Raw genomic sequence first — 21,726 nt, 5'->3', positions numbered from 1 at the left:
CGCGCGTAGGAGGGGCTAGCCGGTTCCCAGCGCATCTGCAACACCCTGGGCCTCTAGCTCATGCTTGGTTAGAGCAGCGGACTCATAATCCGTTGGTGCCGTGTTCGACTCACGGGAGGCCCACCAAATTCGGTAGTAACACAAAGCAGGGACACAAAGGGTTGGCGATCGCGCTAACCCTTTTTTATTTGTGGCTTGAAACCCTTTCCATCAGCCGCGTCGACAGCGGTTGAGACTTCCATAGCAATGCTATGATACGATGGTTCTATTCGTGATGCTATTCACTATGGCATTCAAAAAGCGGTTCGCTACTATGGGAATCAGCTAAATATTCCTATTCACTACGTCCTATATTGTGGCTAAAGCAGACAACCTGGCCAAGCTGCTCAGTCTTCTACAGCGGGGGCCCAGCAAAACGGCAGCCATCCTGCAAGCATTGGATGTCAGTCAGCCGACCTTCTCCCGTCTATGGGCGGCCGTCCGAGACGGTGTCGCACTTGGCGCGAGTAAGGCACGACTGTATGCCTTGAGGCGTCCGGCCCCGGGAGTCCATGCTCCAATCCCTGTATTTCGCGTTTCCGAAGAAGGGCGGCCTGAGCCAGTAGGATACCTCGATGTTCTTCAAGGTGAGTTCTACGCCATGATGCCGCTTGAGGGGACAAGCTACGACGTGTACCAAGGCATGCCGTTTTTTGTGCGCGATCTCCGTCCGCAAGGGTTTTTGGGCCGCATGGAGCCGGGAAGGCACAGGGATCTGGATCTGCCAGCGGATATTTTGCACTGGACGGATGAGCAAGTTCTCAAGTACATCTCAAGGCGTAGCGAGAACGCCGTCGGCGACCTCATTCTCGGGAACGAATCGTATGCGCGGTACATCGAGTCTTCCGCAGTCGAAGAACGTTCCGTCATATCGGATGAAGAGCGCGCCCAACGCTATCCAAGGATGGCCGAAGAGTCCATGCAAGGGGAGGCCCCAGGGTCGTCAGCCGGCGGCGAGCAGCCTAAATTTACTGCGGTGATTCGACGCGACGCTGATGGCGGGTTGATCGAACATGTCATCGTCAAATTCTCTCCGCCGCTCGATATGCCTTCCGGGCGGCGTTGGGGAGATTTACTTGTATGTGAACATCTCGCCTTACAAGTTCTCGCCCTCAATGGTATCGCCGCAGCCAAAACCTCGATCCTGGAATTTAAAGAGCGCGTTTTCCTGGAGGTTGTCCGATTCGACCGAGTGGGATTAAAAGGGCGGCGTCCGATGGCTACCTTTTCCGCATTGGATGGCGACCTCGGGATGATGGATCAAAGCTGGACTGCCGTCGCGCGCGAGCTCGGGCGTCTTGGCGAACTGGCCGAGAAAGACATCGTGACGGTCGAGATCCTCGACCTCTTTGGCGCGCTCATCGGCAACACCGATAAGCATCATGGAAATATCGCCGTCGCCTGGACGTTCGAGCGTAAACATCGTCTGCTTGATGCCTATGACATGCTGCCAATGCTCTACCGTCCCAATGCCCACGGCGAAATTGTGGCGCGCGAGTGGACGGCAAACTACTTGGGCCGGTTGGAATTGCGGCATTTAGCGAAGTGCCACGACATGGCCATACAGTTTTGGCGCGCCGTACTGAGCGATTCCCGAATATCGGATGACTTCAAGGGGATTGCGGATCGTCACATTGCCGCTTTGCGTCCATTAGTGCCTGCTGCATACGTTGAGAATATCAGCGACTCCGGAATGTGACATAAGTTCCGTGGGCGAGTTTGCCTTGGGTCGCGGCAGTGGCCAGTGATGCCCGTAAAATCTGGTGTTGGAAATAGAAAAAAGCCCAGGCTCGTGTGCCCACAAAATTCATTTTTTGCCTTTCGCCGCTATGCCTTACGACACCCGTCCGCCGTCGCCTCCTCCGATTGACAAGGCGTCAGACAGCGGGGATGATGGGCGGATGGAAAAGCGCATTGAGAAACTTGAAACCGAGCTTGCCGCGATAAAGTTGGACCTTGGAATCCTCAAGGCCACTTCCGCGACCAAGTCGGACCTCGCCGAGGCCAAGACAACCATTATTCTATGGGTTGTCACCGCCGTGATACTTGCGCAGATACTGCCCGGTTTGTTGAGAAAGTTTGGACTTATGTAAGAACCAGCCCGCTCCAGCGGGTTTTTTTAAAATACAAGTATTCAGTGTACCGCAGTCCAGTGCCGCGCTTTAACGTGCCGGCATGATTTCTTTCCTGAACCAGTCATCGAGCATCTGTTTGTCGTGTCCGTACAGGTCCTGGTTATAGCTGCGCGAACCCATCAGATAGTTCGGATCGGACAATTCACGGTCGCCGCTGCGCAGCACTTTGCCGTCCTGCTCGATGCTGTAGCGCAGATGCATCCTCGGCCAGTCCGCCTGTCCCTTCATCACGCGGATATCCCGCACCGGCACCCTAGGAAATACATCGCCGGCCAAATCGATATCGATAAATTCGACCTTCAATTCCTGTCCCGCCGGCAGCTTGGACGCCAGCAGATTGATGTGCTCACGGAAAATCATTTCCATCGATTCGCGGTCCGAAGCAAAGCGCGGCACGTCCGTCATTTTTTCCGGATTGATGTAGGTGACCGTCGCCGCCGAGGCGCTGGCGCAGGCCAGCAGAAACGCGGCGACCGTTCCGACGTTGCGGATGAACTTACTCATGAATGACAAATCCTTTTGCGATGACTTTCGGTGAGCTATCAATATACGCTCATTCCAGCGGCAGTTCATCCAACGCATATTTTGCTGGGCATCCAGTTGCATACATGCCAAAATTACCGCCGCAAGCGCTTCCACAAAAAAGGATAACCGATGAATTTGCCTTCCCTGTCGCAACTGGCGCCGCATGGCACTACCCTGATGGCGCTGACCGTTGCCGCCGTGTTGTTGACGCCAGGTCCCACCAATACGCTGCTGTTCCTGGCGGGAAGCCGCGATGGATTCCGCCGCTCGCTGCGTCTGATCGCTGCCGAGTGGGGGGGATACATGATCGCTATCGGCATTTGGTGCGCCTTCCTGGCGCTGGCCGCCGCAGTCGCGCCTTGGGCGCCCACGGTGGCGCGCGCCTGCGCGGCGACTTACATCGCTTACTCGGCGATCAAATTGTGGCGCACCGCGCCCCAGGCCGGCGCTGCAGGCAGCGCCGCCATCGGTCCGCGCGACTTGTTTTTCGTGACCTTGCTGAACCCGAAGGCGTTCTTCTTCGCCACCGTGGTGTTTCCTCCACTTGCCGACGGCGCCGCAGCGCTGTCGCAGGCTTACTTGCTGTTCAGTAGCCTGTTGCTGCCGATTGCTGCGCTGTGGATCGCGATGGGCTCGGCCGTGCTGGCCTACCCCGGCGCGACGCCGCGCCAGCCTCTGGTGCATCGCATCGCGGCCGGCGTGCTGCTGGCGTTCTCGGGATCGATGTTCGTTTCGCTGCTGGCATCCGCGCGCTGAGGACCGCGCCGGAGCGGCCGGAATTTTTCCGCGCCCATCCAATCGCGCGCGTTGCTTCTATACTAAAATTGCCGTTCAAAACAAACGCCAATTAACGCTAATGAGGAGAAACGGGATGATAGATCTGGATCGGCGCAGTCTTGTTCTTGCCGCTGGCGGCGCCCTGGCGGCGACGGCGGTCGGCGCTCCGGTATGGGCCGCGACGCCGGAACGCAAACTCGGTTATGCGATTGTCGGCCTGGGCGGTTACGGCCTGGGCATCATCATTCCCCAGTTCAAAAACTGCCAGCACAGCAAGCTGGTCGCGCTGGTCAGCGGCGATCCCGCCAAGGCCAAGCGCGTGGCGGCCGAGTACGGCGTGCCGGAGTCCGGCATCTACGATTACAAGAGCTACGACAAGCTGAAGGACAATCCCGAGGTCGATGTCATCTACATCTGCCTGCCTGTTTTCATGCACAAGGAATACACGGTCCGTGGCGCCGCCGCCGGCAAACACATCCTGTGCGAGAAGCCGATGGCCTTGTCCGCCGCCGAGTGCGAGACGATGATCGCGGCCTGCAAAAAAGCGGGCAAGAAATTGATGATCGGCTACCGCAGCCACTTCGAGCCGTACAACCTGGAGGCGATCCGCCGGGCGCGCGCGGGCGAGATCGGCAAGCTGCGCTATTTCCGTTCCGAGCACGGTTTCACGGCGGGCGGGACGTCGTCGTGGCGCTTGAAGAAGGCGATGTCGGGCGGCGGTTCGCTGATGGATATCGGTATCTATGCGCTGCAGGCGGCGCGCTACATGACCGGCGAGGAGCCTATCGCCGTGTACGCCAAGGAGACCACGGATCGCTCCGATCCGCGCTTCCGCGAGGTCGAGGACATGATCGAGTTCCAGCTGGAGTTTCCTTCCGGTGTGATCGGTTCGTGCATGTCGATGTACAGCGCGAATCAAAACCATATCCTGCTGATGGGCGACAAGGGCCGTATCGAGCTGGAGCCGGGGACGCCGTACAGCGGTCACCGCTTGTGGGTCGGGAGCGGGCGCAGCAACGAGATCACGCCGCCGCCGGGGCCGGGCAAGACCCAGTGGGCGGGCCAGCTCGACCATATGTCGACCTGCGTGATCGACAACCGCGAACCCATCGTTCCCGGCGAGGAAGGACTGCGCGACATGCGCATCATCGAGGCGATCTACAAGTCGGCCCGCGAGCAGAAGCGGATCGTGTTGTAATTGTAGGGCGGATTAGGCGGAACGCCGTAAGCGGCCATCTATGGGCCGTCGGCGGCTCGCCGATGGCCGATTACGCTTCGCTAATCCGCCCTACGTGGTTTAGATTGCTTCAACAGGTCCGAGCCGGCTTCCTCGGCGATCTTGATGTCCAGCATAGAGATCACGAGGTCGTCCTCCGTCAGCAGTTCCTTCAGCGGAAAGCCGTCCTCCATGGCGATCACGGCGCCGGCGGTGACCTTTTCCTCCACCTCGCCGCCCGGCGGGGTGTGCGGCATGAAGGCGAATTGCGGGAAGCGCGTTTTGCCGTGCTCGGCGATTTCGTGCAAGGTCCTGGGCGCGGCGCGCAGCAGGCCGTTGCGCACATGGTTCTGGCGGTCCTCGCCGCGTTGCTTGAGCAGCGCCGTCAGCCGGACGATCTCCTCGGTCAGGCGGTCGGACTCCGCTTGCTGATGGCTGAGCTCGTCGTCGGTGAGCGCTTCTTCCCACTGCGTCAGTTTCAGCAGGCCGCGTTTGTGCAAGGTCTGCCGTTGCAGGTCGATCTCGATGGCGGCGGCGCGGGTCTGGTGCGAGTCCAGGTCCTGGGCGATGCTGGCGTCGCCGTTGGCGCGGTGCCATTTGTCGCCGAAATTGAATACCAGGCCGTCGAAGTAAAAGTACATCGGCAGGCCATGCGCCGGGGCGTATTCCAGAACTTGTTTTGCCGTCATATTCCAGCGGGCGGCCAGTTCCGCCAAAGTCAGTGTCAGGGGTTCAATCGTGGGCATGATGGGCGCTAGTCGAATCGTCAATTATTGGGCGCCATTTTCTCACAGTCGCTTGCATCCCGCGCCCACTTTGTTGTGCCGGCGATTACGATTTTGACGTTTTGCCCCGCTGATTTTGCCCAGTCCGGCTATTGTCGACGAAGTCGTTGTTATACTTTCCTGAGAGACAGCGTACGACTGTCCAGACCCAGGAGACGATATGACGGACAGAAGGTTGAAGAAGATAGTGATTGTTGGTGGCGGCACCGCCGGTTGGATGGCGGCCGCGCCCTTGGCCCAGCGGCTGGGCAAGGACTGCGAGATCGTGCTGATCGAGTCGCCCGACATCGCCACCGTCGGGGTCGGCGAGGCGACCCTGCCGACCATCCGCTATTTCAACGCCTCGCTGGGCCTGGACCACGCCGAATTCCTCCGCAAAACCCAGGCCTCGTTCAAGCTCGGGATCGAATTCAAGGATTGGGGCTATATCGGCAACCGTTTCTTCCACGGCTTCGGCGACTTCGGGCCGAAGATAGGGGGCCGTTCGCCGCACATGCACTGGCTGCATCTGGCGCGCGTCGACAAGAACATCCCATCGTATGAAAACTGGTCGATCTCGACGGTGATGGCGCGCAACCACCGCTTCGCGCCGGCCAACCCCGACGATCCGTATTCCTACGGCTTCCATTTCGACGCCGCCCTGTACGCGATCCATCTGCGCGAGTACGCCATCGAGCGCGGCGTGACGCGCATCGAGGCGACCATCAACGACGTCGAGCTGCGGCCCGAGGACGGCTTCATCGCCGCCGTGAAATTGAAGGACGGCCGCCGCATCGATGGCGATTTCTTCATCGATTGCTCGGGCTTCCGCGGCTTGCTGATCGAGGGCGCGCTCAAAGCCGGCTATGACGATTGGAGCGACCAGCTGCCGTGCAACAGTGCGCTGGCGATGTTGTGCGCCAAGGCCGAGAAGCTGGAACCGTTCACCACCGCCACCGCCAAGGCCGCCGGCTGGCAGTGGCGCATTCCGTTGCAGCACCGTACCGGCAACGGCCACGTCTACAGCAACGCCTTCACCACCGACGACGAGGCGGCCCGCGTGCTGATCGACGGCCTCGACGGCGCGCCGCTCGACGAGCCCCGGCAACTGCGCTTCGTCACCGGGCGGCGCCGCAAATCGTGGATCAAAAACTGCGTGGCCCTCGGCCTGGCGGCCGGCTTCATCGAGCCGCTGGAATCGACCAGCATCAACCTGATCGAGAACGCGGTGGGCAAGCTGATCGAGTGCTTCCCCGATCGCGATTTCCTGCCCGAATCTACCGCCGAGTTCAACCGCTACATGGCGTATCGCTACGAGTCCGTGCGCGACTTCATCATCATGCATTACAAGCTGACCCAACGCACCGATACCGAGTTCTGGCGCTACTGCGCCAACATGCCGATCCCGGACAGCGTGAGGCACCAGATCGAGCTGTTCCGCGAAACCGGCAGGGTGGTCATCTACGATCACGACGGGTTCGGCGATCCGTCGTTCATTTCGATGTTGCTGGGGCTGGGCGTGGTGCCGAAGGCCGACGATCCGTTTGTCGCCGCCATCGACAGGGATGCCTTGCAAGCCCACATGGCGGGCGTGCGCGCGGACATCATTAAAAAGGTGTCCGCCATGCCGTACGTCGCCGATTACCTCGCGCGCGCCGTCGCCAAGTAAAGCCGGCCGATGTTCAACGCAGCCGCTTGCGCATGAAGATGGTCGCCTGCGGATTGTCGTTGTAGCGTTCGCAGCGTTCATAGGCCAGCTGATCGTACAGCCTGATCGCCGCGTGCAGGTCGTCCTTGGTGTCGAGATACACGGCCGTGTGGCCGGCCTGCGCGGCGTGCTCTTCCAGCGCCCGCATCAGCGCCTGCGACAGCCCGCGCCGGCGGTAGCGGTCGGCAACGTAGAGGCGTTTGCATTCGACCGCGCCGCCCCCGGCGCCGGTTGTGTCCACACCGGGCAGCGGGCGCATCGCCACGCAGCCTGCCGGGGCGCCGTCCACGTAGGCGATCCACATCGCCGAGCCGGCCTCGTCGAGGAAGGCGCGGATGGCGTCGTCGTCGTCGCGCAGCACCACGCCGATGACGTCGAAGTATTCGTACAGCAGGTGGCGCGCGTCGTTCAGCTGCGCGGCCGTGGCGCGCACAAGGCGTGTGGACGGCGGCGACAGGATTTCCCGCACCTTGTTCATCGCCGCCAACAACTCGGCGCGCTGCGCCTCGCCCAACTGGTCCAGCATGCGCACCGTTTCCGACGAGACGCGGTGATTGATGTCGGCGATCACGGCTTGGCCATTGGCGGTCAAGCTCAGCAAGGTGGCGCGCTTGTCCTGCGCCGAGCGCACGCCCTCGACCAGCCCGCGCTCGGTCAGCGAGCGCACCATGCGGCTCATGTAGCCGGCGTCCAGGCCGAGCTTGGTGCGCAAATGATTGGCGGTGCAGCCCGGGCTTTGCGACAGCTCGTACAGCATCCTGCTTTCGCTGAGCGAGTAGTCGGTGTCAAGGTAGCGCCCGCGCAGCAATCCCAGATGCACGGTGTAAAAACGATTGAATTGCCGTACGACCTCGGCCTGTTGCTGCATATGCTGATCCATGCCACTCCGCCCGGTTGATTTGATTGCCTTCGGCAAGTACTTTGAGCGACTATACCGTCCTGGTGCCGTGCGGTCAACATGGCGCGCGGGGCAGGCGGTAAAATGGCGCCTTCCCCATAGCGGAGTAGCGAAGATGATGTTTCTTAAAGTTCCGTTTGCGGAAAAGGACGAGGCCAAGGCGCTGGGCGCGCGTTGGAACGGCGAACGCAAATCCTGGTACGTGCCGGACGGTAAGCCGACCGAGGCGTTCGAACGCTGGTTGCCGCCGGGCGGCGCCGATTTCGTGCCGGCCAAGGCCGCCGCGGCGCCCAAGGCCAAGCCGCCCTCGGTGGACTCCTATGTCGGCAAATCGGTGATCGGCAAGCTGTATCAGGAATTGCCGCACGACTGCAATCCGTTCGAGGTGTGCCCGGTCTGCGCGCCGGCGCTGGCCACGTCCGGCTGGCAGGCCGCGCACGAGGATGTGGCGAAGTTGTTGGTCGGTTTGCGGGGCTGATACCGTTTTCATTTCAATGGTTAAGCTGAAACTGTTGAGATAGTGATCACACGCGGGATCGATCTGTTCTAGAATACTGATGAGATTCACCACCTGAAGCCGCCGATGAACAGTCACACGATGCCGCCAGTTTTCCGCACCGAAGACGGACCGGTCACACCGGTCGCCAGCTTCAAGCAACCCGCCGATATCTTTGAAGCGCTGTTTCAAAGCATACAAGGCGGCGAAAAGCATGTGCGGCCGCTGCTGGACCTGGTGCCCGATTCCCGCTTTCTCGGTTTTATCGAGGTCGGCTACGCGCTGCGCGCCTGCCTCGAAGACAAATCGCGCCGCGACTACCTGCTACAGCGCCTGCGCCCGCATCTGGGCGTGATGATCGGCACTTTGCCGGCGAGCATACAGCCGCACGGCATGCTGCCCAAACAACCGGCGCCGCCCGGCTTCCGCGATCTGCAACAGATCGGCGACGACGAAATCCGCGCCTGGCTGATCGAAGACGGCGGCCTGATCTATGGCGAGTTCGCCCGTTACGAGCTCGATAACCTGTTCGACGCGATCGCGCCGTCGATACGCCCCGGCGGCGTCATGATCGACCTCGGTAGCGGGCTGGGCAAGGTGGTGATGTCGGCCGCGCTGGCGTTCCCCTTCCAGCGCTGCATCGGTGTCGAATGCATGGGCTACCGCCATCGCATGGCCTTGCAGCGCCTGCATAATCTGCTGGTGCTGGCCGAGCGCGGCGTCGCGCACCTGCAGCCGCCGCTAACACCCGACGCCCCGTTGACCCTGCCTTTCGGCGACGCCACCACCGGCAGCCACCTGCTCGACCTGGCCTCGCGGATCGCCTTTGTCGAAGGCGACATGTTCAAGGTGGACGTGCGCGGCGCCAGCCTGGTGTTCTTGTACAGCACCTGTTTCGGCCCGCTGATGGACGCGCTTGCCGACAAACTGGCGCGCGAGCTGCAAGAGGGCGCGCTGGTGACGACCACCACCTACGCGCTCAAGCATCCCGCTTTCACGCTGCTGCATTACTTCCCGGCCGGCACGGTCGCCTGGACCAACGTGATGCTCTATAAACGCACCGGCACCTTGGAGTCGCTGCCGCCGGCGGACATCACGCATCCGCACCAGCCGGACCCGGCCGAGTGGGAAGCGCGCGCGCGCCAGGACCTGGACGCCATGGACGCGCGGGCGGGCACGGCCTAGAGCAACCATTTGCGCGCGGTCGCGACGATATTGTCCGACAGCGTGCGGGTGAATGGCGTCTGGATATCCCAGGTGTGCCACGTCAGCGGCACGTCCAGCACGTGGCCGGGCGCCAGATCCGCCAACGTTCCCGCCTTCAGCTGCGCTTCGCACTGCAGCAGCGGCAGCATGCCATAAGCGTATCCCGCCTCGAGGAAGCGCACAAAACCTTCCGAACTGGACAAAGAGTGATGCGGCACCCGCCCCGTATAGCCGGTGCGCTGCGCGATAAAGCGTGTTTGCAGCGCGTCCTTGCGGTCGAAATACAAGCTGGGCGCGTGCCGCACCGCCTCGGCCGTAAAACCGTCCGGGAACCAGCGCGCGGCGAACGCGGGACTGGCGACGCACAGATACCGCATCGCTCCCAGCGGCGTGGCCGAAGTGCCGGCTACTTGTGCCGTTTCGCTGGTAACGCAGCCGAAAACACGCCCTTCGCGCAGCATCGTCATCGTGTGGTCCTGGTCGTCCAGGCGGATTTGCAACAGGTAGTCGCCCGAACGCATCAACGGAGCCACGGCCTCCTGCAGCCAGGTGGCGGCGCTGTCGGCGTTGATGGCGATCGCGATCTCGGGCCGGGCCGGCGCGCCGGGACCGGCGTGCGGAAACTCGGTCAGGGCCGCCTCCAGCAGTTGCACCTGGCGGTAGTGGGCGATCAGCCGCTGGCCGGCCTCGGTCGCCACCGGCGGCTGGCTGCGCACGATCAGCAACTCGCCGGCGCTGTTTTCCAGCATGCGGATGCGCTGGGACACGGCCGATTGGGTGATCGACAGCGCCGCGGCGGCCTTGTCGAAATTCCCATAGTCGATCACGGCGTCCAGCGCCGCCAGCCCGCGATAGTCGATTCGGATCATTAGCGTTCCTAATATTTGGTCAGTAATATTAATTATACTTATCTTTTGGCTCGGTCTAAGCTGGCGTCCTTGAACAGGGGGAGGACGCATGGAAGTGACCGCATTTTTAAAGGGCATGGGGCTGGGCGGAGGATTGATCGTCGCCATCGGATCGCAAAACGCTTATTTGTTGCGACAGGCTTTAAAGAAGGAATATGTACCGACGTGTATAGCCATTTGCATAATCTGCGATGTGATGCTGATCGGCGCCGGCGTCGCCGGCATGGGCCAGTTAATTGTCGAGGCGCCCGCATTGCTGTTTTGGATTAAATTGGCCGGCGCCGGGTTTTTGTTCTGGTACGGGGTGAGGGCGGCGCGTTCCGCATTGAAGCCGGTCGCGATGAAAACCGATAACGATAAACCCGCCGCCAGCCGATATGCTGTAATCGCGGCAATGCTGGCTTTCAGTTTATTGAATCCGCATGTTTATCTCGATACGGTGGTGTTGCTTGGATCGATAGGTGGCCAGCAACCGGGCGATGGACGGACCTATTTTGCGCTGGGAGCGATGCTGGCGTCGGTTATATGGTTTTGCGGTTTGGGTTTGGGCGCGCGATTTCTGATACCGGTATTCGCACGTCCGCGTTCCTGGCAGATATTGGACGGTCTGATCGCGGTGGTGATGTGGATACTGGCGGCCACATTGTTTCTATAGGCTTCAATCGCGGACAAGCTCGAATATGGTTTGATCATGCTGATTTTTGGCATGAAAACCACACGGAAATGCCTGGATTGATTGGCTTTTAGGTACTTAAGTTAATCCAGTCGTAAATTTATTTCCCAGGGGAACGCCTTTGTCCCCATTTCGCATACAATACTGAAAGTCGCCATATATAGGCGCCGATCAGTGGGAATAGATGCGTATGGAACCCGGCAATTACCTAAGTGAATCGACAATGGCGGCGGCCCTGGCGTCGGATGCCATTTTGAGCGGCTTGCTTATCTTTCTCTGGTTAACGCAGCGCAAAGAAAAACACGCCTTATTCTGGGGTGTGGGCCAATTGGCGATGATGACCGGTGTCATGGCTTGGTTTATCGGCGCGGACGTGTTGCCGCATCAAATCCGTCTGTTTGTATGCGCGTTGATGCTGACCATCGGAATGGTTGGTTATTGGGGCGGAACGCAGTATTTTCTGGGATATCTGCATCGGCGCCATTTGCGGGCGATATCAATCGCCGTTGTCGCATTAACCGGGTTGTTTTATCTGCTGTGGAATGTCTTCTACGAAATAGTGGTGCCCGCCACCGCGTCGGTGATGGGCGTGGTGATGTGGTGGATGGGCGTGCGATTGATCCGCGCGCAACGGCGTTACCGCTGGTTGGGATATACGCTGGTCGCCCGCGGCATATTCAACCTCGTCTCTTCCGTCACCCTGGATCCAGAACTGTATTTGCTCTGGTTCGCCGGCACCTCCATCCTCAAAACGCTGTCGATGCTCGGCCTGATCTATTCGGTCCAGGACGAGATCCAGCAACGCTACGTGCGCACCGTCGACAGCCTGAGTCATGGCTTTTTGATACGGGACCGGCGCGGCCATGTCCATGTCGCCAACGAACGCTGCGCCCGCTTGCTGGGCTTCGACAGCGCATCCGACTTGATCGGCAAGCACGTGTGCCAACTGCTGCCGGACCTTACCCAGGAGATGGCCGACGAGTATTTCCGGCGCTTCGATGCCAAGGGCGTCCAATATCCGATGACCGAAACGGCAACGTTTACATTACACAATGGCACCCGGCTGCCGGTCGAGATGATGGGTTCGCCCTACATCGAGCGCGGCCGCTTGTACTGCCTGGTCCAGCTGCTCGACATCAGCGAGCGCAAGAAAAAGGACGATATGTTGTACCAGGCCGCCCGCGTCGACCCGGTGACCGGCTTTTTCAACCGCCACGCGTTGTCGACCTCGCTGGCGCGGCAGGTCGCGGACGCGGCGGCGGCCGGGCGGGAATGCGCGGTGCTGTTCCTCGACCTGGACAAGTTCAAGCGGATCAACGATTCCTTCGGGCACGCCATCGGCGACGAACTGCTGCGCCAGACCGCCCACCGTCTATATGGCGTGCTGCGCCCGAACGACGTGCTGGCCCGTTTCGGCGGCGACGAATTCATCATCGTCATTCCCGATCTGGCGCCGGGCACCGCCGAGCAAATGGCCACCCGGTGCGCCGAGCGCGTCATCAGTGTCATGGCCAGCCGTTTCGACCTGTCCCACCACGCGATCGCCGTCTCGGCCAGCGTCGGCGTGGCTTGCTATCCATTGCACGGAAGCGATAGCGATATGCTGATACGCAACGCCGATATCGCCATGTACGAAGCCAAGAAGGCCGGGCGGGGCGAGCTGCGCTTCTTCAACGACGCCATGAACGCCGCCGCCAAGGATGCGCTGGTGATCGACGGCGCCCTGCGCGGCGCCATCGAGGCCGGCGAATTCGCTCTGCTGTACCAGGCCATCGTCGACGCCCGGACCGGCAAGCTGGGCAAGGTGGAGGCGCTGCTGCGCTGGCACAGCGCCGGGCTGGGCTGGATAGCGCCGGACCGCTTCATTCCGGTCGCCGAGGACAGCGGCATGATCGTCGCCATCGGCAGTTGGGTGCTCGACGAGGCATGCCGGCAGATGGCGCGATGGCGCGGCGGGCCGCTGGACGGCGTGACCATCAGCATCAACGTCTCGGCCTGGCAGTTGGCGGACCCGGCCTTTGTGACCCTGGTGGAGCAGGCGCTCGCCAGCAACGGCCTGGACGGCCACCGGCTGGAGCTGGAACTGACCGAGCGGGTGCTGATCGACGACGGCGGCCAGGTGCGCGCGGTGCTGCGGCGGCTGCGCGCGCTGGGCGTGAGTATTTCGCTCGACGACTTCGGCACCGGCTATTCCTCGCTCAGCTACCTGACCCGTTTCCAGTTGAATACCTTGAAGATCGACCGCGCCTTCGTCATGGATATCGAGCATAGCGAACGCAGCAACAGTCTGGTGAACGCCATCATCGCCATGGGACACAGCCTGGGGCTGCAACTGGTGGCCGAGGGCGTCGAGACCGCCGGCCAGGCGGCGATCCTGGAAAAGATGGGGTGCCACTATCTGCAGGGCTACCACTTCGCCCGGCCGATCCCGCCGGACGAACTGCTGCGCTTTGCCGGCCAGCGCCAGCTATCGGCTTCCTGACCTGGCCGCAGCGGCGGCCTCGGCCGCCGTCGGCACCTTCCGCGCCGCCTCGTCGCGGGTCAATATCCAGATCCGGTCGATATCGCCCGTGGCGTCGACGGTGTAGTTGACCACGATGTCTTTGCCGCGCAGCGAACTCGGCATGTCGATCGTGTTTTCCTGATTGAAAATGCGCGCGGAGGGCGACAGCTTGCGCGCCTTGCCGTCGATGCTCAGGTCGGGAAAATACCCCGGCGTCATCTTGCCGCGCAGCACGTCGGGCGGGAAGGGACGCTCGAAGGCCAGTGCCGGCGGCGCTAGCGACGCGCCCAGCAAGGCCACAAAAATCGTCGCCATCAGCAACATGATCATCCGCAACATGGCAGCCCCCCCGTCCCTCAAAATAGCAGCTTACCCGATTCCCTTTGCAAATTGTTGTCATGTCATCCAGATGTCATGTCGCCGTCATCGCAACGTCACATGCTGTTCCTACAATCTTGCGAGTTGATCATTCCACTAACCGCAAGAAAGAAGAATACTCATGCAACAGCGCTTCCCTCTGAAACCTTTGTGCCTGGTGGTCCTGCAAGCACTGGCCTTCCAGGCTTACGCGGCCGATGCCGCCGACGCCGCCGATAGCGCCGCCGTCGCGGGCGCGCTGGCCGGTCCGATGCAAACGGTGGAAATCACCGGCCGCGGCCAGTCGCGCCAGGTGCAGAACATCAACAAGGCCGATCTGGCCGAGGCGCTGCCGGGCACCAGCCCATTGAAAGTGCTCGACAAGCTGCCGGGCGTGAACTTCCAGTCCGCCGATCCGTTCGGCGCCTACGAGTGGTCGACCTCGTTCAGCATCCGCGGCTTCAACCAGAGCCAGCTGGGCTTCACGCTGGACGGCGTGCCGCTGGGCGACATGAGCTACGGTAACAACAACGGCCTGCACATCAGCCGCGCCATCTCGTCGGAAAACATCGGCAGCGTGCAAGTGTCGCAGGGCGCCGGCTCGCTCGGCACCGCCTCCACCAGCAACCTGGGCGGCACGGTGCAGTTCTTCACGCTGGCTCCGACCGACGAGTTCGGCCTGACCGCCTCGCAAACCCTGGGCAGCGACTCGACCTCGCGCACCTTCGTGCGCGTCGATACCGGCCTGATCAACGGCGCCGTCAAGGCCTTCATCAGCGGCACCCGCCAGCGCACCGACAAGACCAAGGGCGAGGGCGCCCAGGACCAGGACCAGATCAATTCGCGCTTCGTGTTCAACTTCGGCGAGAACAGCCTGACCGGCTTCCTGAACCATTCGGACCGCAAGGAAGTCGACTATCAGGATATGTCGAAGGAAATGATCAACCGCCTCGGCTACGAGTGGGACAACTACCAGCCGGACTGGCAGCGCGCGGTCAACGCCGCCCGTCAACAGTACAGCGGCGCCGTCAACAGCCTCGACGACGCCTACTATTCGGCCGGCGGCCTGCGCAAGGACACCCTGGGCGGGCTGACCCTGGACCTGAACTTCACGCCGACCTTCCAGCTGAAGACCACGCTCTACAACCACGAGAACGAAGGCCAGGGCCACTGGTACACGCCGTACGTGGCCACCAACGCCGCCAACCCGATCTCGATCCGCACCACCGAGTACGAGATCAAGCGCCACGGCGTGACCACCGACCTGACCTGGGACCTGGGCAACCACACCATCACCGCCGGCGCCTGGGGCGAGCGCAACGACCACACCGGCAGCCGCAACTACTACGCCGCCACCGGCCCGGCCGACACCATGTATTACCTGCGCAACCCGTTCCGCACCGACTGGGCGCAGAATTTCATCACCACCACCGCGCAGTACTACGTGCAGGACAGCCTGAGCCTGATGGACGGCAAGCTCAAGATCAACGCCGGCTTCAAGAGCATGAGCGTGGACATCGCCGCCCGCAACATCGTCGGCACCCGCGCCGCCGGCAAGCTGTCGGCCGAGAAGAACTTCCTGCCGCAGGCCGGCGTCAACTACGCCATCAGCGCCGACGACGAGGTGTTCGCCTCGGCCTCGAAAAACATGCGCGCGCACCAGCCCGGCGTCGGCGGTCCGTTCTCGCAGACCCAGGCCGCCTACGACGCCGGCGTCGCCAACCTGAAGCCGGAGACCTCGACCAACGTCGACCTCGGCTACCGCTTCAAGCGCGCCGGCATCCAGGGTTCGCTGGCCGTCTACAACGCCCGCTTCGACGACCGCCAGCTGAGCGTGGCCACCTGCGCCGGCATCGTCGGTTGCCCGTCGACCTTCGTCAACGTCGGCAAGGTCGACACCAAGGGCGTCGAAGCGATCGCCGTGTGGAAACTGAACCGCGAAATCAGCTGGTTCAACTCGTACACCTTCAACGATTCGAAGTACAAGTCGGACTACATGGACGGCAGTACCCTGGTGCCGGTCAGCGGCAAGACCGTGGTCAACGCGCCGCGCAACCTGTTCAGCACCGAAGCGTCGTACGAGACCGGCAGCTGGTTCGCCCGCCTGGGCGGCAAGCTCACCGGCAAGCGCTACTACACTTATATGAACGACAACGGCGTGCCGTCCTTCTGGCTGGCCAACCTGTCGGCCGGTTACAAGATGAAGTCGCTGGGCATGCTCAAGGAACTGTCGCTGCAGGTGAACGTGACCAATCTGCTCGACAAGGAATACATCAGCACGATCGGCACCAACGGCTTCCAGGCCCGCGATCCGAACGGCACCGCGCAGACCCTGCTGACCGGCGCGCCGCGCCAGATCTTCGTCACCCTGAACGGCAAGCTGTAAGCGAAACCACGCGGCCTCCGCCGGCGGCGGAGCGGGCGTTCCAATCGATAAATTTTGCGCATCGCGCAAGGTTTAGAGAGTGGAACGCCTTTGTTGCTTATGGGCTACAACTGCGGTGTGGCGCTGGCAGCGGCCCACGCATCGCCTCATACTAATCGGTCTGTTCAGCTACGAGGAGTGTGCCGTGAAATGGTTTTATGACTTGAAAATCGCTACCAAATTAATAGTCTCTTTTGGTGTCGTCCTGTTGCTGACCTTGGTGATGGGCGTGGCCGCGATGTTGTCGACGTCACGGGTCAACCAGGCCTCGAGCGATCTGGCGGAAAACTGGATGCCGAGCGTGCGCATGGCCATGGAATTGCGCGCCGATGTGGGCGACATGCGCCGTTGGGAGCTGGCGCACCTGATCAACGACGACCCGGCCGGCTACGCCACCTATGAAAAGCGCATGGCGGACACGATGGCCACGATGAAGGCGCACCGCGACGCCTACGACAAGCTGATCAGCAGCGCGGACGAGAAAGCGCTGGTGGCGGAGTTCGACCAGGGCTGGAGCGCCTTCATGGTCGACCATGACAAGATCGTGAAATTCTCGGCCGCCGGCCAGAAGGACGAGGCGCGCGCGCTGTCGCGCGGTTCCTCGGCCAAGACGCTGGGGCAGATCACCGAATCGATCAACAAGCTCGTCAAACTGAACATCGACGGCGGCGATGCCGCAAGCGCCGCCGCCACGGTCACCTACGAACACGCGCGCATGACCTCGATCATTTTGTTGATGGTCAACATCGGCGTCGGTATCGCGCTGGCGCTGTGGATCGCCCGCGTCGTCTCGGCGCCGCTGCAGGAGGCCGTGTCGGTGGCGACCGCCGTCGCCGGCGGCGACCTGACCCGCACCATCGCGGTGGAAAGCGCCTGCGAAACGGGGCAACTGATGGGCGCGCTGAGGGACATGAACGGCAACCTGCAGCGCCTGGTCAGCGAGGTGCGCGGCGGCACCGACACCATCGCCACGGCGTCGGCGCAGATCGCCGCCGGCAACCAGGACTTGTCGTCGCGCACGGAGGAGCAGGCGTCCAGCCTGGAGGAGACGGCGTCGTCGATGGAGGAGTTGACCAGCACCGTCAAGCAGAACGCCGACAACGCGCGCCAGGCCAACCAGCTGGCGCAGTCGGCCTCCGGCATCGCCATCAAGGGCGGCGAGGTGGTGGGGCAGGTGGTCGGCACGATGTCGTCCATCAACGAATCGTCGCGCAAGATCGTCGACATCATTTCCGTGATCGATGGCATCGCCTTCCAGACCAACATCCTGGCGCTCAACGCCGCCGTGGAAGCGGCGCGCGCCGGCGAGCAGGGACGCGGCTTCGCCGTGGTCGCCAGCGAGGTGCGCAACCTGGCGCACCGCTCGGCGGCGGCGGCCAAGGACATCAAGTTGCTCATCAGCGATTCGGTGGAAAAGGTCGAGGCCGGCTCTCAACTGGTCGACCAGGCCGGCACGACGATGAACGAGATCGTCTCCAGCATCACGCGCGTGACCGACATCATGAGCGAGATCACCTCGGCCAGCGCCGAGCAGAGCGACGGCATCGAGCAGGTCAACGTGGCGATCACGCAGATGGACCAGGTGACGCAGCAGAACGCGGCGCTGGTGGAGCAGGCCGCGGCTGCGGCCGAGTCGATGCAGGAACAGGCGGCGCGCTTGAGCGAGGTGGTGGGCATCTTCAAGCTGGGCGGGATGGCGGCCCCGGTGGCGCTGGCCAGCGCGCCGCGCAAGCCGCTGGCGGTGCCGGCGCGAATGGCGCGAATGGCGCTGGCGCCGAAGAAGCCGGCCAAACCGGTTAAGCAGGTCGCCCATGGCGACGAATGGGAAACCTTCTAGGAACCTGTTCAAAGTCTTTTGAGCGATAGGGCCGGGAAGGCCAGATCATAGCTCAAGACCCCCGGGCTAGCGGGCGTCGCGCCGGAGCGCTTGCGGCGGCTTGCCGAAGCCCCGCATGAACGCCTCGCGAAGATGGCGCCGGTCGCGAAAGCCCGTTTCGCGTGCCACCACCTCCAGCGGATGACGGCTGCGCTCGATCATCAAACGCGCTGCCTCCACGCGCAGACGCTCCACCGCCTTGGCTGGCGACTGGCCGGTCTCGGCCGTGAACACACGGCTGAACTGTCGCGGGCTGAGGTTCGCGGCCGCGGCGAGTTCTTCCACGCTCAGCGACTGCGTCAGGTGGCCGCGGGCATGCTCCAGCGCCCGCGCGATGCGGTCCGAGCGCGGCGCGAGATTCAGGATCTCCGAATGTTGCGACTGGCCGCCCGAACGGCGCTGATGCATGACCAGCCGGTGCGCCACCGATCGCGCCACGTCGTCGCCCAGGTCCTTCTCGACGAGGCCGAGCGCCAAATCCAGTTCGGCCGTCATGCCGGCCGAGGTCCAGATCGGGCCATCGGCGATGAAGATGCGGTCCGGCTCGACCTGGACATCGGGATACCGCTGTTGCATCGCGTCCGCATAGGCCCAGTGCGTCGTGGCGCGTCGCCCCGCCAGCAGGCCCGCCTGGGCCAGTACGAAGGCTCCGGTGCACAGCCCCACGGTCCGACGTGCCCGCGCGCCGCACTTTCGCAACGCATGCAGCAATTCGGGTGAAGAGGGTGTGGCCAACGGGTCGATCACGCCCACCACCATCCAGGTGTCGGCCGTGCTGCGCGCGGTGAAGGGACGCGTCTGCAGGGCCGTGCCTAGCGATGTCTTCACGCTGGCGCCGGGCATCGAGTGGCAAGTCACCTCGTAGAAGGGCTCGCCCGCCACGAAGTTGGCGAACTCGAAAACCGCCTGCGTGGCCAGCCCCATCACCTGGAAGCCGGCCGGCAGGACGTAGCCGATTTTGTGCATTTCTATCTCCGGAGCGGATGGCATAAAACATGACTATAAGCGTCATTTACGCCAGATGCAAGCCCGTACAAAATACCCTCCATCGCAACCACGAACGGAGTACCACCATGACACAGACGAACTTGGGCACCGCCCTTATCACCGGAGCCTCCTCCGGCATCGGGGCCCTCTACGCCGACCGCCTGGCGCAGCGCGGCTACGACCTCATCCTCGTCGCCCGCAACCGCGAGATGTTGAACCCGCTGGCCGCGGAGATCAGCAGCCGCCACGAACGCGCAGTGGAAGTCTTCCCCGCCGACCTGAACAATCCGGCGGCACTGCGCAGCGTGGAGGACAAGCTCAAGCGCGATGCCAGCATCACCCTGCTGGTCAACAACGCCGGCATCGGCACGCACACGCCACTGCTGGAGAGCGACGTGGACCAGATGGCGCGCATGATCGACCTCAACGTCACGGCGCTGACCCGGCTGAGCTACGCGGCGGTGCCCGGCTTTGTGGCACGTGGCAAAGGTGCGTTGATCAACATCGCCTCCATCGCGGCCGTCTCGCCGGAAGCCTTGAATGGCGTGTATGGCGGCAGCAAGGCCTTCGTGTTGGCCTTCAGCCAATCGCTGCGGCACGAACTGGCTGGCAAGGGCGTGCGGGTGCAAGCCGTGCTGCCGGGGGCGACGGCCACCGGCTTCTGGGCGCGCGGCGGCCTTCCCGTCGAGCACCTGCCGGCGCAGATCGTGATGCGTGCCGAGGATATGGTGGATGCCGCCTTGCAGGGCTTCGAGCGCGGCGAGTCGGTGACGCTTCCCGCGCTGCATGACGGCGCCCTCTGGGATGCCTACGAGGACGCGCGCAAGGCAATGACGCCTCACCTGTCGAGCAACGAAGTGGCATCGCGTTACCAGCCCTTGCGCTGAGCGGCCGCCTCGCATTCGAGTAATCACGCATCCATCCATGGCCCCCGGGCCACGCTTCCCCTAAAAATTAAAGGAAATCCGCCATGCCAACCATCCGCAATGAATCACTTTCCGCGATCAAGATCCCCGGGACCGAGCAACACTTTCTCGATCCGCTCAGCGCTAAGGAGGGAAGCCCGGGGCGATTGCGCTATCTCTCGGGTGGAATGGGGCCGCCGTTGGTCTTGCTGCACACCGTGCGTACCCAGGCCGAGCACTTCCGCCACCTTATCCCGCTGGTCCAGGAGCGGTACACGGTGTATGCCCTTGATCTCCCAGGGATGGGGTACTCGGAGATCGTGCCCGACGCCTCCTATGAGGAGCCGGCCATGCGCGAGGCGGTCAAGAGCCTCATCACCCGACTCGACTTGCGCGACGTAACGCTGCTCGGCGAATCGATGGGCGCGACGCTCGCCCTCACCACCGCGGCCGATCTGCCCGAGAGAGTGCGGCGTGTCATGGCGATCAATGCCTATGACTACGCGGGCGGCATCGCGCGGTCCAGTCTGCTGGCCCGGTTCGTCGTGACCGGCGCGCTTGCGCCGGGTATCGGCGAGACCATCGCGAGCGTCCAACCCAAGCCGATCGTGGGTGCCGTGCTCCGTGGGGGGCTCGGCGACACGGCCGCCCTGCGCGATGACTACCTCGATGAACTGTTGAAGGTCGGACGCCGGCCCGGCTATCCGGTGGTCGCCCGCGCCGTGTACGCCAACCTGCCCAGCCTTATCGCGGCGCGCGCCCGCTACCCCGAGGTCAGCGCACCCGTTCACCTCATCTACGGAGAGACGGATTGGTCTAGACCCTCGGACCGGCAAGCCAACCAGCAGCTGCTCCCCGCGGCCGAGTTTGTCGAGGTGCGTGGCGCCGGCCACTTCATCGTCCTCGAGCGGCCGGACGTGGCTGCCAAGGTGTTGAACGACGCGATGCGAACCGCGAGCGTTCCGAACGCCGCGGCCTGATGCCGCTCGACCCGAATCCCTTCTGGTCTTCGATCGATCCGCAATCCTGCCTGCCGGTGGGCCTGAAGGGGCGGCACGCCATAATCCGCCAATTCATGCGCTGTCGAAACGCACGCGTTGGCGAATTACGCTGCGCTCTCAAGTCCTCCGGCAGCAGGACGCTCGTTCGACGGGCTCTACGTGTCTCCGTGGTTCTTTCGGCGCGCCAGCCAGGCGTTGTGCGCCGCGCGATACTTCTCCAGCTCGTCCTGGTACATATCGTCGACGCACCAGGTGCAGCCGCTGTGGCAGCAGTCGCGCGGGTCCGGCGGCTGCGGCGCCACCGGCTCGGGATCGTCCGCCGTCATC

Annotated in this window: 20 protein-coding genes and 1 tRNA gene; 14 read left to right on the top strand and 7 right to left on the bottom strand. The window is 62.7% G+C overall.

Translation table 11 applies throughout. The annotated features are described in order from the left end of the window. Positions 1-47 precede the first annotated feature (47 nt). The 3 genes from AC07P1_RS23315 to AC07P1_RS23305 all read left to right on the top strand — a co-directional run bounded on the left by AC07P1_RS23315 (position 48) and on the right by AC07P1_RS23305 (position 2,132). A tRNA-Ile gene (locus AC07P1_RS23315) sits at positions 48-126 on the top strand. 229 nt (positions 127-355) lie between these two features. Continuing rightward, the gene (gene yjjJ / locus AC07P1_RS23310; RefSeq protein ID WP_494698085.1) at positions 356-1,738 is read left to right on the top strand and encodes a type II toxin-antitoxin system HipA family toxin YjjJ; all 1,383 of its coding nucleotides are present in this window, start codon (positions 356-358) and stop codon (positions 1,736-1,738) included. A 67-nt stretch (positions 1,739-1,805) separates the two neighbouring features. Continuing rightward, positions 1,806-2,132 (top strand): hypothetical protein, encoded by a 327-nt coding sequence (locus AC07P1_RS23305; protein ID WP_494698084.1) that lies wholly within the window; start codon positions 1,806-1,808, stop codon positions 2,130-2,132. A gap of 69 nt (positions 2,133-2,201) precedes the next feature. Here the strand turns inward: AC07P1_RS23305 and AC07P1_RS23300 are convergent, their stop codons facing one another. After that, complete coding sequence (locus AC07P1_RS23300; protein ID WP_494698083.1) at positions 2,202-2,678, bottom strand: DUF3016 domain-containing protein; 477 nt, start codon at positions 2,676-2,678, stop codon at positions 2,202-2,204. 150 nt (positions 2,679-2,828) lie between these two features. On the opposite strand from AC07P1_RS23300, the gene AC07P1_RS23295 reads away from it, so the two are divergent. Further along, the gene (locus AC07P1_RS23295; protein ID WP_494698082.1) at positions 2,829-3,455 is read left to right on the top strand and encodes a LysE family translocator; all 627 of its coding nucleotides are present in this window, start codon (positions 2,829-2,831) and stop codon (positions 3,453-3,455) included. A gap of 115 nt (positions 3,456-3,570) precedes the next feature. Then, positions 3,571-4,674, top strand: a complete 1,104-nt coding sequence (locus AC07P1_RS23290) for a Gfo/Idh/MocA family protein (protein ID WP_494698081.1) — start codon at positions 3,571-3,573, stop codon at positions 4,672-4,674. An 80-nt stretch (positions 4,675-4,754) separates the two neighbouring features. Here the strand turns inward: AC07P1_RS23290 and AC07P1_RS23285 are convergent, their stop codons facing one another. Further along, positions 4,755-5,438, bottom strand: a complete 684-nt coding sequence (locus tag AC07P1_RS23285) for a hypothetical protein (RefSeq protein ID WP_494698080.1) — start codon at positions 5,436-5,438, stop codon at positions 4,755-4,757. Positions 5,439-5,637: 199 nt separating this feature from the next. On the opposite strand from AC07P1_RS23285, the gene AC07P1_RS23280 reads away from it, so the two are divergent. Further along, complete coding sequence (locus AC07P1_RS23280; protein ID WP_494698079.1) at positions 5,638-7,125, top strand: tryptophan halogenase family protein; 1,488 nt, start codon at positions 5,638-5,640, stop codon at positions 7,123-7,125. 13 nt (positions 7,126-7,138) lie between these two features. Here AC07P1_RS23280 and AC07P1_RS23275 read toward each other — a convergent pair whose 3' ends face one another. After that, entirely contained in the window at positions 7,139-8,044 is a 906-nt protein-coding gene (locus tag AC07P1_RS23275; protein ID WP_494698078.1) for a bifunctional helix-turn-helix transcriptional regulator/GNAT family N-acetyltransferase, read from the bottom strand. Positions 8,045-8,177: 133 nt separating this feature from the next. Here AC07P1_RS23275 and AC07P1_RS23270 point away from each other — a divergent pair, with 133 nt between their 5' ends. Together AC07P1_RS23270 and AC07P1_RS23265 are read left to right on the top strand one after the other, a co-directional pair. Then, positions 8,178-8,540 carry a DUF5710 domain-containing protein gene (locus AC07P1_RS23270; RefSeq protein ID WP_494698077.1) on the top strand — a complete coding sequence of 121 codons (363 nt, stop codon included), beginning with the start codon at positions 8,178-8,180 and terminating at the stop codon, positions 8,538-8,540. Between the two features lie 105 nt (positions 8,541-8,645). Beyond that, entirely contained in the window at positions 8,646-9,743 is a 1,098-nt protein-coding gene (locus tag AC07P1_RS23265; RefSeq protein WP_494698076.1) for a histone methylation protein DOT1-like protein, read from the top strand. Here the strand turns inward: AC07P1_RS23265 and AC07P1_RS23260 are convergent. Next, positions 9,740-10,633, bottom strand: coding sequence for a LysR family transcriptional regulator ArgP (locus tag AC07P1_RS23260; protein ID WP_494698075.1), 894 nt, complete (start codon positions 10,631-10,633; stop codon positions 9,740-9,742). The genes AC07P1_RS23265 and AC07P1_RS23260 overlap by 4 nt on opposite strands. An 88-nt stretch (positions 10,634-10,721) precedes the next feature. On the opposite strand from AC07P1_RS23260, the gene AC07P1_RS23255 reads away from it, so the two are divergent. Both AC07P1_RS23255 and AC07P1_RS23250 read left to right on the top strand, forming a co-directional pair. Continuing rightward, complete coding sequence (locus AC07P1_RS23255; protein ID WP_494698074.1) at positions 10,722-11,327, top strand: LysE/ArgO family amino acid transporter; 606 nt, start codon at positions 10,722-10,724, stop codon at positions 11,325-11,327. A 580-nt stretch (positions 11,328-11,907) separates the two neighbouring features. Then, complete coding sequence (locus AC07P1_RS23250) at positions 11,908-13,827, top strand: putative bifunctional diguanylate cyclase/phosphodiesterase (protein WP_494698073.1); 1,920 nt, start codon at positions 11,908-11,910, stop codon at positions 13,825-13,827. Here the strand turns inward: AC07P1_RS23250 and AC07P1_RS23245 are convergent. Further along, complete coding sequence (locus AC07P1_RS23245; RefSeq protein ID WP_494698072.1) at positions 13,813-14,187, bottom strand: hypothetical protein; 375 nt, start codon at positions 14,185-14,187, stop codon at positions 13,813-13,815. The two genes, AC07P1_RS23250 and AC07P1_RS23245, sit on opposite strands and share 15 nt — an antisense overlap. Before the next feature lie 160 nt (positions 14,188-14,347). On the opposite strand from AC07P1_RS23245, the gene AC07P1_RS23240 reads away from it, so the two are divergent. Both AC07P1_RS23240 and AC07P1_RS23235 read left to right on the top strand, forming a co-directional pair. Next, on the top strand, positions 14,348-16,591 hold the full coding sequence (locus AC07P1_RS23240; protein WP_494698071.1) for a TonB-dependent receptor: 2,244 nt from the start codon (positions 14,348-14,350) through the stop codon (positions 16,589-16,591). Between the two features lie 184 nt (positions 16,592-16,775). Continuing rightward, positions 16,776-18,467 carry a methyl-accepting chemotaxis protein gene (locus AC07P1_RS23235; RefSeq protein WP_494698070.1) on the top strand — a complete coding sequence of 564 codons (1,692 nt, stop codon included), beginning with the start codon at positions 16,776-16,778 and terminating at the stop codon, positions 18,465-18,467. 66 nt (positions 18,468-18,533) lie between these two features. On the opposite strand, the gene AC07P1_RS23230 is transcribed toward AC07P1_RS23235, so the two are convergent. Then, a complete protein-coding gene (locus AC07P1_RS23230) occupies positions 18,534-19,472 on the bottom strand; it encodes a GlxA family transcriptional regulator (RefSeq protein WP_494698069.1) in 939 nt (312 codons plus the stop codon). 107 nt (positions 19,473-19,579) lie between these two features. Between AC07P1_RS23230 and AC07P1_RS23225 the strand changes: the two genes are divergently transcribed. Both AC07P1_RS23225 and AC07P1_RS23220 read left to right on the top strand, forming a co-directional pair. Then, positions 19,580-20,380: an SDR family NAD(P)-dependent oxidoreductase gene (locus tag AC07P1_RS23225; protein WP_494698068.1), complete on the top strand. Its 801-nt coding sequence runs from the start codon at positions 19,580-19,582 to the stop codon at positions 20,378-20,380. 83 nt (positions 20,381-20,463) lie between these two features. Continuing rightward, positions 20,464-21,378 (top strand): alpha/beta fold hydrolase, encoded by a 915-nt coding sequence (locus tag AC07P1_RS23220; RefSeq protein ID WP_494698067.1) that lies wholly within the window; start codon positions 20,464-20,466, stop codon positions 21,376-21,378. Between the two features lie 176 nt (positions 21,379-21,554). Here AC07P1_RS23220 and AC07P1_RS23215 read toward each other — a convergent pair whose 3' ends face one another. Then, the gene (locus AC07P1_RS23215) at positions 21,555-21,725 is read right to left on the bottom strand and encodes an oxidoreductase-like domain-containing protein (protein ID WP_494698066.1); all 171 of its coding nucleotides are present in this window, start codon (positions 21,723-21,725) and stop codon (positions 21,555-21,557) included. Between the last annotated feature and the right edge of the window lies 1 nt (position 21,726).

The organism is Duganella sp. GW821-FHT07F09, assembly GCF_059418705.1.
Note: the sequence above shows the minus strand (reverse complement) of the source record. Positions and strands in the feature narration are given on the sequence as shown.

What these genes read in the sequence shown, in the direction of transcription:
- AC07P1_RS23300 (WP_494698083.1), bottom strand. Translation starts at nt 2,678, where the DNA reads ATGAGTAAGTTCATCCGCAACGTCGGAACGGTCGCCGCGTTTCTGCTG.
- AC07P1_RS23295 (WP_494698082.1), top strand. Translation starts at nt 2,829, where the DNA reads ATGAATTTGCCTTCCCTGTCGCAACTGGCGCCGCATGGCACTACCCTG.
- AC07P1_RS23290 (WP_494698081.1), top strand. Translation starts at nt 3,571, where the DNA reads ATGATAGATCTGGATCGGCGCAGTCTTGTTCTTGCCGCTGGCGGCGCC.
- AC07P1_RS23285 (WP_494698080.1), bottom strand. Translation starts at nt 5,438, where the DNA reads ATGCCCACGATTGAACCCCTGACACTGACTTTGGCGGAACTGGCCGCC.
- AC07P1_RS23280 (WP_494698079.1), top strand. Translation starts at nt 5,638, where the DNA reads ATGACGGACAGAAGGTTGAAGAAGATAGTGATTGTTGGTGGCGGCACC.
- AC07P1_RS23275 (WP_494698078.1), bottom strand. Translation starts at nt 8,044, where the DNA reads ATGGATCAGCATATGCAGCAACAGGCCGAGGTCGTACGGCAATTCAAT.
- AC07P1_RS23270 (WP_494698077.1), top strand. Translation starts at nt 8,178, where the DNA reads ATGATGTTTCTTAAAGTTCCGTTTGCGGAAAAGGACGAGGCCAAGGCG.
- AC07P1_RS23265 (WP_494698076.1), top strand. Translation starts at nt 8,646, where the DNA reads ATGAACAGTCACACGATGCCGCCAGTTTTCCGCACCGAAGACGGACCG.
- AC07P1_RS23260 (WP_494698075.1), bottom strand. Translation starts at nt 10,633, where the DNA reads ATGATCCGAATCGACTATCGCGGGCTGGCGGCGCTGGACGCCGTGATC.
- AC07P1_RS23255 (WP_494698074.1), top strand. Translation starts at nt 10,722, where the DNA reads ATGGAAGTGACCGCATTTTTAAAGGGCATGGGGCTGGGCGGAGGATTG.
- AC07P1_RS23245 (WP_494698072.1), bottom strand. Translation starts at nt 14,187, where the DNA reads ATGTTGCGGATGATCATGTTGCTGATGGCGACGATTTTTGTGGCCTTG.
- AC07P1_RS23240 (WP_494698071.1), top strand. Translation starts at nt 14,348, where the DNA reads ATGCAACAGCGCTTCCCTCTGAAACCTTTGTGCCTGGTGGTCCTGCAA.
- AC07P1_RS23230 (WP_494698069.1), bottom strand. Translation starts at nt 19,472, where the DNA reads ATGCACAAAATCGGCTACGTCCTGCCGGCCGGCTTCCAGGTGATGGGG.
- AC07P1_RS23225 (WP_494698068.1), top strand. Translation starts at nt 19,580, where the DNA reads ATGACACAGACGAACTTGGGCACCGCCCTTATCACCGGAGCCTCCTCC.
- AC07P1_RS23220 (WP_494698067.1), top strand. Translation starts at nt 20,464, where the DNA reads ATGCCAACCATCCGCAATGAATCACTTTCCGCGATCAAGATCCCCGGG.
- AC07P1_RS23215 (WP_494698066.1), bottom strand. Translation starts at nt 21,725, where the DNA reads ATGACGGCGGACGATCCCGAGCCGGTGGCGCCGCAGCCGCCGGACCCG.